Raw genomic sequence first — 13,490 nt, 5'->3', positions numbered from 1 at the left:
GCAACCCCGGGTTGCGGCTTTTTTATGGGTGCTTGCTCGGCACTCAGCGGGGTTCCAACGGCAGGAAATACTGCTCGGCCAGCGCTTTGCTGATCGCGGCGCGGTAGATCTCGATCTGTTGTTTCGAGTCCTGCGCCTTGGCCTGGGCCGACTCGTAGGTCTCGAAGTGTTGCTCTCGGGTCTTGAGGTGCGCCGTTGTGTAGTCGGCTTTTGCATCCGCCATTTGCGCATAGTGGAAATGGGCGTACCACCAGGGCTCATTGTCAGCGTTGAGCAGCACGTAGTCCTGCATGAAGTCCCGGCGCCCGGTCTTCAATTGCACCCGACGGCCGACGGGGCTGACGGACAGTCGATTGTGTTGCAGCAGGTACTGCACGCCCTCATTGGTCGGCGCCTGTTCCAGGGTCATGCGGATGCGCAACTGGGTGGCGGTGTGTTCCAGCGCCACAGCCTTGTCCCGCAAACCGGTGATCAGGGCGTTGTCCCGTTCATTGGCCGGCGGGGGGCTGGGGTGTTGCTCCAGGTCGTCGGCGTAGCGGGTGAGCTTGCGTGCTTCACGCTGCAATTGTTCCTCGATTTCCTTGGGCGAACTGGCGCGTTGTACATAGCCCTCGATCTTCTGCACCTGCCCATCCACCTTGGCCAACGCTTTACGCGCTTCGCCCTTGAGCAATGGGTAAGGGGTTGTCGCGGCTTTGGGCGCGGGGGGCCTGGCTTCGACGATTTCCACCCAGACATCGGGTGCGTGTTCATGGAACGAGGCCAGGGGCTTGTCTTCCATCGGCCCGTTGATGTCGACGATGTCACCGCCCTGTTCGGCGATCCGTGGGCGAATGTCGCCGATAAACGTACCTTTGGAGGTCTTGATGACCTTCTTCCGGGCTCCGGTTGCGGGCGGGGACTTGGGTAGTTTCTTGCTCGCACCAGCCTGCTTCGAGGCCCCAGGCAATGGCGCCCAGGGTTGCACCTGTTCGCTGCGCTGAAGTTCTTGCGCCAGCCGCTGCTCGGCATCCGTCTGCAACTGATCAATGATTACCCGCAGGCGATTGAACACAGGCATTTGCAGCTCATCGGCGAAGAAAATCCCGATACTGCCCAACGCGTCCTGGGCCTTGTTGTACCGGGTGGCCAGGTTGTCCAGCATCACGAGGCGATCGTTGCTTTCGTAGACGTGGCCGGTCTGTAGCTCTGCATGGGTTCGGGACAACAGCAATAACGGATCGATGACTGATTCCAGGGTATGCAGGGCGTCTGTTCCCAGCGATTTGACGCTGAGGATCTTCAAGATCACCAATTGGTAGGACTTGAGCCGCAGGGTCGTCAGTTCGCGCTCGGGTCTGTCGCTGGTCAAGCGTTTGATGGCCCGGGGGCCCAGCAACGGGATTTCCCTGAGTTGTTGCAGGCGTGCGTCGATCTCCTCGAAACACTGGATCATGACCTCGTTGACGTCGCTGGTCTGGCGCAGGAACTCCATGTACCGATTGGTCACCGCCACATCGCCTTCGATTTGCATCGCATCAAAGAGATGCTCCATGCCACTTTGGTATTCGGCGTAACGAACCATGAGCGAGGAACGTTCCACATCGGCGATGACGAGCCGTTTGCGAACATTATTAATGATGTTCTCCAGCAGGACAGCGAGCCGTTGGTGATCCACCGGGGTGTCGGTCAATGCGCTCTTTTCCTTCATCCCGGCAATCAACGTCACGTACGTCTCGGTCTGCTTGTCCAGTTCAACCACGAAACGCTGCCGGAACAGTGCGCGATCCGGTTCGGTGCTGGAACTGGCCTTGTCTTTGAGCACCATCACGTTTTCCGCAATGTCGACGCGTTTTTGAATGCGCTCCTGCTGCTCCTGGAATTCATCATCTTGCAGGTCCAGTTCCGCGATGCGTTGTTGCCGCTCTTCCCGCATCGCGGCAATGCGCTTCTTCGGGCCGCCACCCACCAGTTTCAGGCCCTGATCCAGCGACCATTTGCCGTGTCCGTCGGTCTTGAGCTTGATGCCCGGGTGGTCGGGGTGTTCGGGATGCACGATAAACACTTCGCCGAGGCCGGGCACGATCTGCACCCGGAACAGCAGTCCGGCGAGGGTGGCGTGCCAGTGGCCGTCGATCCGGTACAGGCCCTGAAAAGGGCCGATGGCGGCCGGTTGCGGCAGTGAGGCTGGCCAGGGCACTCGCACCGCGTGCAGTTTCGCGAACAGGCGTGCCGAGGTCGAGTCGCGGGCCGTCGACAGGTTGAAATCCAGCAGGGTATGGCCACTGCCCGGTGGTTCGGCAGGCAGCCCCGGCGGGGCCTGGGTCACGGCCATGTCGGCCGGGGTGTGGAGGTGCGGCCGGGGCCTGCGCAACGGTTCGAGGCTGAGCGTCGGCGCCTTGACCTGTTGCCCGTCAATGGCGCCCGGGATCTGCGCCACATGCAGCAGGACCAGGCCCAGGTTGAGCAGCACATCGACCCAGGCCTGTTCCCGGGCTGTGACGTCCTGACTGTCCAGGGCGGGCAGGTCCTGGAGCAGGCTGTGGGTCAATTGCAGCATCCAGCCCATCAGCATGGCGGGGCCGCGCAGCAGCGGCAGCACCAGGTTGTTGAACACCAGCCAGCTGCCTTCGAGGATGATCGCCCAGCAACTTTCGAGGTTGGACACCGATTGGCGGTCCGCCAGTTCGACCAGCGTCCGGGCATTGCTGTCGAACAGCCGGGCCAGCAACTGGCCTTTTTCCAGCGCCGCGAGCCAGTCGGTCGCCGCTTCGTCGCCTGCCAGGAGCGCGGGGGCGGGCTGGCTCGGCGGGCTGTACTCGTCACCCAGATGCAGATGAACGATGTGCGGTTCGTGGAAGCCGTTGTTGGCGTAGATCGGTTGCGCGCGATCCGGCAACCAGGTGAGCACGCTGCTTTGCAACGGCCCCGGCTGGGCAATGGCGTTCAACAGGGCCTGGCGGTCGGGGTATTGCTGCAGCGCGGGCACGTACATCGGGCGGTAGAGAATGCGCGGGCCATCGGCCTGCACATCCCGGGGTTCGATGATGAACATATTGCTGGCCACATCGCAGTCAGCGCCGGTTTTGCGCTGGAACGCCAGTGGGCGGATGACCATCTCCTGTTCATCGACGAAGCGTTCTGCGCGTGTCGAGTGCATCAGCGCGGCGACACAACGATAGCCTTGGCGGGTGAAGCCGTGCTCGGCCTTGATCGCCTGTTCGAGCGCGAGCAGCGGCAAGTGCACGGACAATTCCAGGCCAAACAGACGCCCACGCTCACGCGCCTGGGTGGTGTCGGCGAGCAGCTCGATGCGGATCAGTTCCGGATAGTGTTGACCGACGTTCACCCGGCTAACCAGGTCCAGCAGATAGGCGTCGGTGGTCCAGTCCTGGATCAATTGACCGGTGGTGTGGCGAAGGGTCATCCGGCCTTTGGGTTTGCTGGCCAGGTTCTTGATCGCCAGTTCGGTCAGGGTCATTTTGATCGGTTCAAGGTAGCCGCTGCCGAGGTCGCCGACGGGGACGTGGAAGGTCAGTTCCAGTTGGTCGGGGTCATAACCGGGGGCCAGTGGCTGGTCCGCGAGCATCTGCTTGCGCAGCGCCTTTTTGGCGAAGGCGTGCAGGTCGTCGATGCCATCGAGGAACGTGCGGCCAGCGGTTTGCTGCTTGATGCTCGCCAGCGCCAGCACGTGTTTGCGGTAAGCCATGCGATGGGTCGCGTCGGCGCGTTGCAGCCAGTCGGGAAGGGTGTCTTTGAGGCGCGGTAGAGTCGCCGGATTGGAAGGCTGATGGCCGATGAACAACGCCGCCACATCGGTGATTGCCTCGTAGCGTTTTTCCAGTACGTCCAGGCGCTGGCCGGCAGGCAATTTGAGCGCGGCAAGGTTGTCCAGTTGCTGGTTCAGCAGCAGGGCGGCCTGGGTGTCGAAAATATTGCCGTGCGGCTCGAAGCGTTTCCAGGTGATCGAGTCGGCCATGTAGGCCTGCTCAAACCGCGCGCCCCACGCCTGGCCAAAAGTGTCCAGTGAAGGGAAGGATTCGACGGTGCCGCTGACGCTACAGAGCAGCACCGTTTCGCCGCAGATCACCAGGATGTCCGGACTCTGCACGCTGAAGGATTGCGCGCCGATGGTCAGCGTCGTTTCCAGCACGCAGGCCTGGATAACGCCCTTTGCCCAGGGTGCTTCAAGGCGCTGCTGGTGATCGGGATGGCGCCCGAGTTCACTGAGAATCTCGACGTGCAGCGGGTGGCTGGCGGACTGACGCACGGCCGAGGTTTTCAGCACGCCGCCCAGCAAGTCCCCCAGCCACTGCCAGCGGCTGCCACCTGCGTCGGCCCCTTCATTCCAGTAGAGGGCCAGGGCTTCCTGAAACGCCACGGACACACTCCCCGGTAACCCACGGATGACGTCGGTGATGACCTGCAGGTCAGGCTCGCGTGGCGTCGTGTTGTCGAATGTCAGGGGCACGGGGGCGTTATTGGTCAGGAAGCACCGGCGCCCAAACTGTTCCCTCAACTGCGGCGGCGTGCCGCTGGCCAGGTAGGCGAGCACCTGATCAAGCAGCAAGGTGAAGCGCCAGCCACCTTCGGGCAACGCTTGGGCTATCTGGGTGCGGTACGGATCGAAGTCCAGCGCCGGGTAGTGTTCCAGCACGTCATCCTTGAGCCGGCTGGCGGTGACCGAACGCAGGGTGGGGCGGGTGTTGAACCGGGCGTTGATGGCGTGCGCAATGACGTCGGTGTACCCGGTCGGGGATGAAGCGGTTGGCATGATGCAGTCCTTTGCACAGTGGATGCCTGGACCATAACGCCTGGGAGAGTGGGCTGTGCGGTATCCCGTTACCGCACATTTTTTGATCCGCGCGGGGTTAGTGGTTGTTGGTTGAATCGCTGCCCAGCACCACATTCAACGCACTGCGCGCATCGTCGAGCTGCACGAGGGTGGCGTGCCGCGCGCCGAGGGCATCGCGATTCTCGATGGCGGTGAGGATCGCCTTGTGCCGTGGCAGCGCCAGTTCATGCAGGTTCGGCCGCTGGTTGGAATGCTTCAACGCCTCGGCAATCGCCACCGAGAGCATGTTGCACAGGTTGGCCAGCAGGTCGTTGTGGGTCGCATCTGCGATGCGGCTGTGGAAATCCAGGTCCGGTTGCAGCAGGGCTTCCGGGGTCGGTGCGGCTTCCATGCGTTGATAGGCTTCGCCGATGGAGGCGATGTCGGCGTCGGTGGCGTACTGCGCGGCGAGGGCGGCGGCGGCCGGTTCGATAATGCTGCGCACGCTGGTCAACAAGCCGAAGAACTCATTCTGCGGGCTGCTTTGCATCAGCCAGTGCAGCACGTCCGGGTCGAGCATGTGCCATTCCTTGCGCGCCTTGACCACCGTGCCGACTCGCGGGCGGGAATACACCAGGCCCTTGGCGACCAGCACCCGGGTGGCTTCGCGCAATACCGGCCGGCTGACCGCGTACTCTTCGCACAACAGGGCTTCGGCGGGCAGCTTGTCGTCGGGCTTGAAGCGTCCGGAGACGATCTGCATGCCCAGTTCCTGGACGATGCGCGAGTGCATGCTTTTGCGGTCGGAAGGTTTGCGGTAATCCATGGGGAACGGCGCGATCCTGGGCGAGTGGGGGTGTTGCGCATGATAGCAGGCGCGCAGAGATCGTTCCCACGCTCTGCGCGGGAATGCCTCAAGGGACGCTCCGCGTTCCAATGGGACGCGGAGCATCCCGGGCTGCATTCCCACGCAGAGCGTGGGAACGATCAGGGGGAGGGGGATTAGTGGGAGTGGCGCGGGACTTCGGAGCCGCGGCAACCAACCAGGAAGTCAAAATCGCAACCCTGATCCGCCTGTAGCACATGGTCGATGTACAGCTGACGATAACCGCCGACGATCAAATTCTCCGGCGGCCGCAAATCCGCCATCCGCGCCGCCAGTTCCGCATCCGGAATGTCCAGGTGCAAACGCCCGCTGGCGCAATCCAGCTCAATGAAGTCACCTTCCTGCACCACCGCCAACGGCCCGCCGGCCGCGGCTTCCGGCGCGACGTGCAACACGACGGTGCCATACGCCGTGCCGCTCATGCGCGCATCGGAAATCCGCACCATGTCGGTCACACCCTGGGCCAGCAGCTTGGCCGGCAAGCCCATGTTGCCGACTTCCGCCATGCCCGGATAACCCTTCGGTCCGCAGTTTTTCATGACCAGGATCGAGTTCGCATCCACGTCCAGTTCCGGATCGTTGATCCGCGCCTTGTACATGTCGAAGTTCTCGAACACCACGGCGCGGCCGCGATGCTGCATCAGTTCGGCACTGGCGGCGGAGGGTTTCAATACCGCGCCGAGTGGCGCGAGGTTGCCGCGCAGGACGCAGATGCCGCCGTCGGCGCGGATCGGGTTGTCGAGGGTGCGGATCACTTCGTCCTGGCCGTAGATCGGTGCGTCCTTGGTGTTCTCGCCGAGGGTCTTGCCATTGACGGTCAAGGCGTTCGGGTGCGGGATCAGGTTGGCTTCGCCCAGACGACGCAGCACGGCGGGCAACCCCCCGGCGTAGTAGAACTCTTCCATCAGGAAACGCCCGGACGGTTGCAGGTCGACGATGGTTGGCATGCCGCGCCCCATGCGGGTCCAGTCGTCGAGCTCCAGCTCAACGCCGATGCGCCCGGCGATGGCTTTCAAGTGGATCACCGCGTTGGTCGAACCGCCGATGGCGGCGTTGACCCGAATCGCATTTTCAAAGGCTTCTTTCGTCAGGATTTTCGACAGCCGCAGATCTTCGCGCACCATCTCCACCGCACGCATGCCGGACATATGCGCCAACACATAACGGCGCGAATCCACCGCCGGAATCGCCGCGTTGTGGGGCAGGGAAGTGCCCAGTGCTTCGGCCATGCAAGCCATGGTCGAGGCGGTGCCCATGGTGTTGCAGGTGCCGGCCGAGCGGGACATGCCGCCCTCGGCCGCGAGGAAATCGTCGAGGGTGATGGTGCCGGCTTTCACTTGTTCGCTGAGCTGCCAGACCACGGTGCCCGAACCAATGTCCTGGCCCTTGTGCTTGCCATTGAGCATCGGCCCGCCGGTGACAACGATGGCCGGCACGTCGCAACTGGCCGCGCCCATCAGCAGTGCCGGGGTGGTTTTGTCGCAACCGGTCAGCAGCACCACGCCATCGATCGGGTTGCCGCGAATCGCTTCTTCAACGTCCATGCTCGTCAGGTTGCGGGTGAACATGGCGGTGGGGCGCAGGTTCGATTCGCCGTTGGAGAACACCGGGAATTCCACCGGCCAGCCGCCCGCCTCGATCACTCCGCGTTTGACGTGCTCGGCAATCTGCCGGAAGTGCGCGTTGCACGGGGTCAGTTCCGACCAGGTGTTGCAGATGCCGATGATCGGCTTGCCGTGGAACTGATGGTCGGCGATGCCCTGATTCTTCATCCAGCTGCGGTACATGAAGCCGTTCTTGTCGGCGGTGCCAAACCATTGGGCGGAGCGCAGGGTGGGTTTCTTATCAGACATGATCGATTCTCTTATTGTATGACTATATTGTTCTATCTGATGAGTAACATAAGCGCAAAATCGACGCTTTGGAAGCGTTGTTGGTTAATTAGTATTACTATATAGTCGTTTTCGATGGAGGGATTGGCCCTGGCGGTTTTCCGTGAGAGGCGTCCCCCGAGGTTCTATAACAACAACAATCGGAGACCGATTCCATGAGCCAGGAACTGCGGCTTATTCGTCGCATCACGCTGAAACTGATTCCCTTCCTGATCCTGCTGTACCTGATCGCCTATGTGGATCGCTCCGCCGTCGGCTTTGCCAAGCTGCACATGGGCGCCGATATCGGCATTGGTGATGCGGCCTACGGCCTCGGCGCCGGGCTGTTCTTCATCGGCTACTTCCTGCTGGAAATCCCCAGCAACCTGATGCTCGAACGCTTCGGCGCCCGGCGCTGGTTTGCGCGGATCATGATCACCTGGGGCGCGATCACCATCGGTATGGCGTTCGTCCAGGGCCCGCACAGCTTCTATGTGATGCGCTTCCTGCTCGGTGCTGCCGAAGCCGGGTTCTTTCCGGGCGTTCTGTACTACATCACCCAATGGTTCCCGGTGCGCCATCGCGGCAAGATCCTCGGGTTGTTCATCCTGTCCCAACCCATTGCGATGATGATCACCGGCCCGGTGTCCGGCGGTTTGCTCGGCATGGACGGCACCCTCGGCCTGCATGGCTGGCAATGGTTGTTCATCGTCATCGGCACCCCGGCGATCCTGCTGACCTGGCCGGTGCTGCGCTGGTTGCCGGACGGTCCGCAACAAGTGAAATGGATGGACCAGGCCGAGAAGGACTGGCTGACCGGCGAGCTGAAAAAAGACCTCGAAGAATATGGCCAGACCCGCCACGGCAATCCGCTGCATGCACTGAAGGACAAACGGGTCCTGCTGCTGGCGCTGTTCTATCTGCCAGTGACGTTGAGCATCTATGGCCTGGGCCTGTGGTTGCCGACGCTGATCAAACAGTTCGGCGGCACCGATCTGGTGACCGGTTTCGTGTCATCGGTGCCGTACATCTTCGGGATCATCGGTTTGCTGATCATCCCGCGCAGTTCCGACCGCTTGAATGATCGCTACGGCCACTTGGCGGTGCTCTACGTGTTGGGCGCCATCGGCCTGTTCCTTAGCGCCTGGCTGACGTTGCCGGTGGCGCAATTGGCGGCGTTGTGCCTGGTGGCGTTCGCGCTGTTTTCCTGCACGGCGGTGTTCTGGACCTTGCCGGGGCGGTTCTTTGCCGGGGCCAGTGCGGCGGCGGGGATTGCCTTGATCAACTCGGTGGGCAACCTCGGCGGCTATATCGGGCCGTTCGTGATTGGTGCGTTAAAGGAATACACCGGCAACCTCGCGTCCGGGCTGTATTTCCTGTCCGGGGTGATGGTGTTCGGGTTGGTGCTGACCGGTGTGGTCTATCGCTTGCTGGAGCGCAAACACGTGTTGCCCACGGATCAGTTCGCTGCCAGCGCCCGCACCTGACCCCAAACCTGTAGGAGCAAAGCTTGCTCGCGACGGCGGTGTGTCAGCCCACGCAGAGGTTGAATGTTAATCCGCCATCGCGAGCAAGCTTTGCGCCTACAACGATCGTTTTGTGTCACAGGAGAAAATCATGCGTTTAGTTCAGTTCGAATTGGTTAACGGCGAACGCCGCATCGGCGTGGTCGAGGACGACGTGGTCCGGGAAGTCCAGGAAGCGCGCACGGTGCGTGACCTGGCACTGGCGGCAATCGAGGCGGGGATCGGCCTGCAACAGCAAGTCGAGGCCCTCGGCCTGGGCATCAGTCACGATTACGCGCAACTGCTGACCGACCTGCGCATCCTGCCACCCCTGGATCACCCGGACCCGGCGCACATGCTGGTCAGCGGCACCGGCCTGACCCACCTGGGCAGCGCCTCGGCCCGGGACAAAATGCATCAGCAGGTCGGCGACGAAGCGGCGATGACCGACACCATGCACATCTTCAAGTGGGGCGTGGAGGGCGGTAAACCCGCCGTCGGTCAGGCGGGTGTGCAACCGGAATGGTTCTACAAGGGCGACGGCAGCATTGTCGTGCGACCGGGCCAGCCGTTCCCACTGCCGCCGTTCGCCGAAGACGCCGGGGAAGAGCCGGAACTCAGCGGCCTCTACGTAATAGGCAATGACGGCAAGCCCTATCGCCTCGGTTATGCGGTGGGTAATGAGTTCTCCGACCACGTAATGGAGCGCAAGAATTACCTTTACCTCGCGCACTCGAAATTGCGCAGTTGCAGCTATGGCCCGGAACTTCGTGTCGGTGAACTACCCCAACACTTGGCAGGTACCAGTCGCATCCTGCGTGACGGCGAAGTGTTATGGCAAAACGAGTTCCTCAGCGGCGAGGCCAACATGTGCCACAGCCTGGCGAATCTCGAATACCACCATTTCAAGTACAGCCAGTTCCTGCGCCCGGGGGATGTGCACATTCACTTCTTCGGCACCGCGACCCTGTCCTTCGCCGACGGCATCCGCACCCAACCGGGTGACGTGTTTGAAATCAGCCAGGCTGAATTCGGCGCGCCGTTGATTAACGGCATTGCACCGGCTGAATCGGCGTTCGAACCCGGCACTGTCGGCACCCTTTAAGGAGAATTGCATGACCCAGATTCTTGGTCACAACTACATCGGCGGCCAGCGCAGCGCGGCCGGCGCGGTCAAACTGCAGAGCGTCGACGCCAGCACTGGCGAGGCGCTGCCCCATGATTTTTATCAGGCCACTCCAGAAGAAGTCGACGCTGCCGCCCAGGCTGCTGCGTCCGCTTACCCGGCTTACCGCAGCCTGAGTGCCGAGCGCCGTGCGCAGTTTCTCGACACCATCGCTGATGAACTCGATGCCCTCGGCGATGACTTCGTCGCCGTGGTCTGCCGCGAAACCGCCTTACCGGCCGGCCGCATCCAGGGCGAGCGCGGTCGCACCAGCGGCCAGATGCGTTTGTTCGCCAAGGTCCTGCGTCGCGGCGATTTCTATGGCGCGCGCATCGATCAGGCTTTGCCTGAACGCCAACCGTTGCCACGCCCCGATTTGCGTCAATACCGCATCGGCCTCGGTCCGGTGGCGGTGTTCGGCGCGAGCAACTTTCCGCTGGCGTTCTCCACGGCGGGCGGCGATACCGCTTCGGCATTGGCCGCCGGTTGTCCGGTGGTGTTCAAGGCTCACAGCGGCCATATGGCGACCGCTGAACTTGTCGCCGACGCGATCATCCGCGCGGCGGAAAAAACCGCGATGCCGGCCGGTGTGTTCAACATGATCTTTGGCGGCGGGGTCGGCGAAGCGCTGGTCAAGCACCCGGCGATTCAGGCCGTGGGCTTTACCGGTTCGCTCAAGGGCGGTCGCGCGTTGTGCGACATGGCCGCTGCACGGCCGCAGCCGATCCCGGTGTTCGCCGAGATGTCGAGCATCAACCCGGTGATCGTCTTGCCGCAGGCCCTGGCGGCTCGCGCTCAAACCGTCGCCCGTGACCTGACGGCCTCGGTGGTGCAGGGCTGTGGTCAGTTCTGTACCAATCCGGGGTTGGTGATCGGTATTCGTTCGCCGCAGTTCAGTGCTTTCGTGCAGCAGGTCGCCGCGTTGATCGCTGATCAGCCAGCGCAAACCATGCTCAATGCCGGAACGTTGGCCAGCTATGGCAAGGGCCTGCAAAAACTGCTCGCGCATCCTGGCATCGAGCATTTGGCCGGCAGCGCGCAGCAAGGCAATCAAGCCCAGCCGCAGCTGTTCAAAGCCGATGTGAGTCTGCTGATCGAAGGCGATGAAGTGTTGCAGGAGGAAGTGTTCGGCCCGACCACGGTGTTCGTCGAAGTGGCGGATCAGGCACAGCTCAGCGCGGCGTTGAATGGCCTGCATGGGCAACTGACGGCGACGATCATTGGCGAGTCGGCGGACTTCGAACAGTTCGGCGAGCTGACGGCGTTGCTGGAGCAGAAAGTCGGGCGGATCCTGCTCAACGGTTATCCGACTGGCGTGGAAGTCTGTGATTCGATGGTTCATGGCGGCCCGTATCCGGCAACGTCCGATGCCCGCGGCACCTCGGTGGGCACCCTGGCCATCGACCGTTTCCTGCGCCCGGTGTGCTTCCAGAACTACCCCGACAGCTTGCTGCCGGAGCCCTTGAAGAACGGCAACCCGCTGCGCATTCAGCGCCTGGTGGACGGCAAGCCGTCCCGCGACGCGCTCTAACTCCCCTGCAACCGATCGTTCCCACGCTCCGCGTGGGAATGCAGCCCGGGACGCTCCGCGTTCCCACCAGAGCCGAACGCAGAGCGTCCGATGAGGCATTCCCACGCAGAGCGTGGGAACGATCTGAAACTGTGCGTGGGAACGATCACAAGGTGAGGGCGGTGTGATGAGCTATCATTGCGCCTTTCCACTTGAATGATTGATTGCCATGACTGCCGTAACCGACACCTTGCTCAACGCCCTCGAAACCAGCGACATGCTGGAAATCGATGGCTTGCACGCCTCCGATTTTTACCTCGCTGAAGAAGACGACAGTCTGAACATCGAATGCATGGACGGTCGAGCACTGAAACATTGGGAGTTCAGCATGGCGCAGATCCTGGCAGCGACTTTCGATCCAACCCTGCAAAGCTGGCTCATCACCGGGGATTCCGGCGAGCACCGGCTGGTGTGCATGGCTGCCATTGGCGGGCATGACGACGAGGAAGAAGAGCATGAAGATGCGTAATTTCTGGCCACTGTTGATGGCCGGCAGCGTCGGCGCCATGGGCGTGCAGGCGGCCACCGTCGATGATTATCAACTGCTGGTCGGTTCCTACACGGCTGGCCAGAGCCAGGGCATTTATCGCCTGAACTTCGACAGCGCCACCGGGCAGATTGCCACCAAGCCGCTGCAAGTGGTCAAGAGCGAAAACCCGTCCTGGCTGACGATTTCCAAAGATCAGCAGCACCTGTTCGTGGTCAACGAAAACGGTCCGGGCCAGGCTGATCCGGTCGGCAAGGTCAGCAGCTATGCGATCAACCCCAAGACCTTTGAGCTGAAGCTGATCAATCAGGTCCAGAGCCTGGGCAACGAGCCGACCCACTCGAGCCTCAGCGGCGATGCCAGCCACTTGTTCGTCAGCAATTACTCGGTCGTCGAAGACCCGGGCGGCACCCTCGCGGTGTTGCCAGTGGGCGCTGACGGCAAGCTCAAGTCAGTGGTGCAACTGAGCAGCCACCCGTCGAGCCGGGTCAATCCCGAGCGGCAGGCGTCGGCGCATGTGCATTCGACGATCTCCTCGCCGGACGGCAAGTACGTGTTCTCCAATGACCTGGGGGCGGACAAGATTTTTGTCTACCGCTTCAATCCCAAGGCCAATCCCGAACTGCCATTGACCCCCGCGACCCCGGCGTCTGTGTCGTTGCCGCCGGGCAGCGGGCCGCGTCATCTGTTGTTCAGCGCCGATGGCAAACATGCCTGGCTGAGCATGGAAATGAGTGCGCAAGTCGCGGTGTTCGATTACCAGGACGGCACGCTCAAGCAAACCCAGATGGTCGATCTGGCAGCGGGGCAACCGACGTCCGACAAGGCCGGCGCGGCGTTGCACGCGTCCAAGGATGGCAAGTTTCTCTACGTCAGCAACCGTGGCACGGCCAATCAGGTGCTGGTGTTCGCCATCGACCCGGCCACCGGTCAGCTCAAGGAACTGCAACGCCGTTCCGTCGAAGGCGATCACCCGCGCGAATTCAGCCTCGACCCGAGTGGCAAGTTCCTGTTGATCGCCAACCAGAAAAGCAACGAGATTGTCGTCGTCGAGCGCGACGCCAAGACCGGCCTGCTGGGCAAAACCGTGCAGAAATTGCCGATGGATGCCCCGAGCGACCTCAAGTTCCTGGTGCGTCAATAGGCCGCAGGCCCCGGTTGATGGGGCCTGCAACCTTCTATTAATGAGACTGATATCGGCTAATGCTACAAAGCATTTCAAGGCGCGGACCCTCGGAGAGTAAGTTTGCTTC

The 13,490-nt window shown here is 62.1% G+C and carries 8 protein-coding genes; 5 read left to right on the top strand and 3 right to left on the bottom strand.

What is annotated here, in order from left to right; genetic code table 11:
• Positions 1-43: 43 nt before the first annotated feature.
• From FQ192_RS08925 to FQ192_RS08915, 3 genes are all read right to left on the bottom strand, one after another.
• Complete coding sequence (locus FQ192_RS08925) at positions 44-4,753, bottom strand: dermonecrotic toxin domain-containing protein (RefSeq protein WP_149658277.1); 4,710 nt, start codon at positions 4,751-4,753, stop codon at positions 44-46.
• 97 nt (positions 4,754-4,850) lie between these two features.
• The gene (locus FQ192_RS08920; RefSeq protein ID WP_149658276.1) at positions 4,851-5,579 is read right to left on the bottom strand and encodes a FadR/GntR family transcriptional regulator; all 729 of its coding nucleotides are present in this window, start codon (positions 5,577-5,579) and stop codon (positions 4,851-4,853) included.
• Positions 5,580-5,755: 176 nt separating this feature from the next.
• A complete protein-coding gene (locus FQ192_RS08915; RefSeq protein ID WP_149658275.1) occupies positions 5,756-7,492 on the bottom strand; it encodes an IlvD/Edd family dehydratase in 1,737 nt (578 codons plus the stop codon).
• A gap of 194 nt (positions 7,493-7,686) precedes the next feature.
• Here FQ192_RS08915 and FQ192_RS08910 point away from each other — a divergent pair, with 194 nt between their 5' ends.
• The 5 genes from FQ192_RS08910 to FQ192_RS08890 all read left to right on the top strand — a co-directional run bounded on the left by FQ192_RS08910 (position 7,687) and on the right by FQ192_RS08890 (position 13,381).
• On the top strand, positions 7,687-8,997 hold the full coding sequence (locus FQ192_RS08910) for an MFS transporter (RefSeq protein WP_149658274.1): 1,311 nt from the start codon (positions 7,687-7,689) through the stop codon (positions 8,995-8,997).
• Between the two features lie 130 nt (positions 8,998-9,127).
• Positions 9,128-10,120 carry an AraD1 family protein gene (gene araD1, locus FQ192_RS08905; protein ID WP_149658273.1) on the top strand — a complete coding sequence of 331 codons (993 nt, stop codon included), beginning with the start codon at positions 9,128-9,130 and terminating at the stop codon, positions 10,118-10,120.
• 10 nt (positions 10,121-10,130) lie between these two features.
• A complete protein-coding gene (locus FQ192_RS08900; RefSeq protein WP_149658272.1) occupies positions 10,131-11,711 on the top strand; it encodes an aldehyde dehydrogenase (NADP(+)) in 1,581 nt (526 codons plus the stop codon).
• A 208-nt stretch (positions 11,712-11,919) separates the two neighbouring features.
• The gene (locus FQ192_RS08895) at positions 11,920-12,219 is read left to right on the top strand and encodes a DUF5629 family protein (protein ID WP_149658271.1); all 300 of its coding nucleotides are present in this window, start codon (positions 11,920-11,922) and stop codon (positions 12,217-12,219) included.
• Positions 12,206-13,381: a lactonase family protein gene (locus FQ192_RS08890; protein WP_149658270.1), complete on the top strand. Its 1,176-nt coding sequence runs from the start codon at positions 12,206-12,208 to the stop codon at positions 13,379-13,381. Before FQ192_RS08895 ends, FQ192_RS08890 begins: the two co-directional genes overlap by 14 nt.
• Positions 13,382-13,490 lie beyond the last annotated feature (109 nt).

This window comes from Pseudomonas sp. ANT_J12, from assembly GCF_008370045.1.
Classification (GTDB): Bacteria; Pseudomonadota; Gammaproteobacteria; order Pseudomonadales; family Pseudomonadaceae; genus Aquipseudomonas.
The sequence above is the reverse complement of the archived record's forward strand: the minus strand, read 5'-3'. Positions and strand labels throughout refer to the sequence as shown.

Bases quoted from the DNA above. Each gene is read 5' to 3' on its own strand.
- FQ192_RS08925 (WP_149658277.1), bottom strand. From the start codon at position 4,753: ATGCCAACCGCTTCATCCCCGACCGGGTACACCGACGTCATTGCGCAC.
- FQ192_RS08920 (WP_149658276.1), bottom strand. From the start codon at position 5,579: ATGGATTACCGCAAACCTTCCGACCGCAAAAGCATGCACTCGCGCATC.
- FQ192_RS08915 (WP_149658275.1), bottom strand. From the start codon at position 7,492: ATGTCTGATAAGAAACCCACCCTGCGCTCCGCCCAATGGTTTGGCACC.
- FQ192_RS08910 (WP_149658274.1), top strand. From the start codon at position 7,687: ATGAGCCAGGAACTGCGGCTTATTCGTCGCATCACGCTGAAACTGATT.
- araD1 (WP_149658273.1), top strand. From the start codon at position 9,128: ATGCGTTTAGTTCAGTTCGAATTGGTTAACGGCGAACGCCGCATCGGC.
- FQ192_RS08900 (WP_149658272.1), top strand. From the start codon at position 10,131: ATGACCCAGATTCTTGGTCACAACTACATCGGCGGCCAGCGCAGCGCG.
- FQ192_RS08895 (WP_149658271.1), top strand. From the start codon at position 11,920: ATGACTGCCGTAACCGACACCTTGCTCAACGCCCTCGAAACCAGCGAC.
- FQ192_RS08890 (WP_149658270.1), top strand. From the start codon at position 12,206: ATGAAGATGCGTAATTTCTGGCCACTGTTGATGGCCGGCAGCGTCGGC.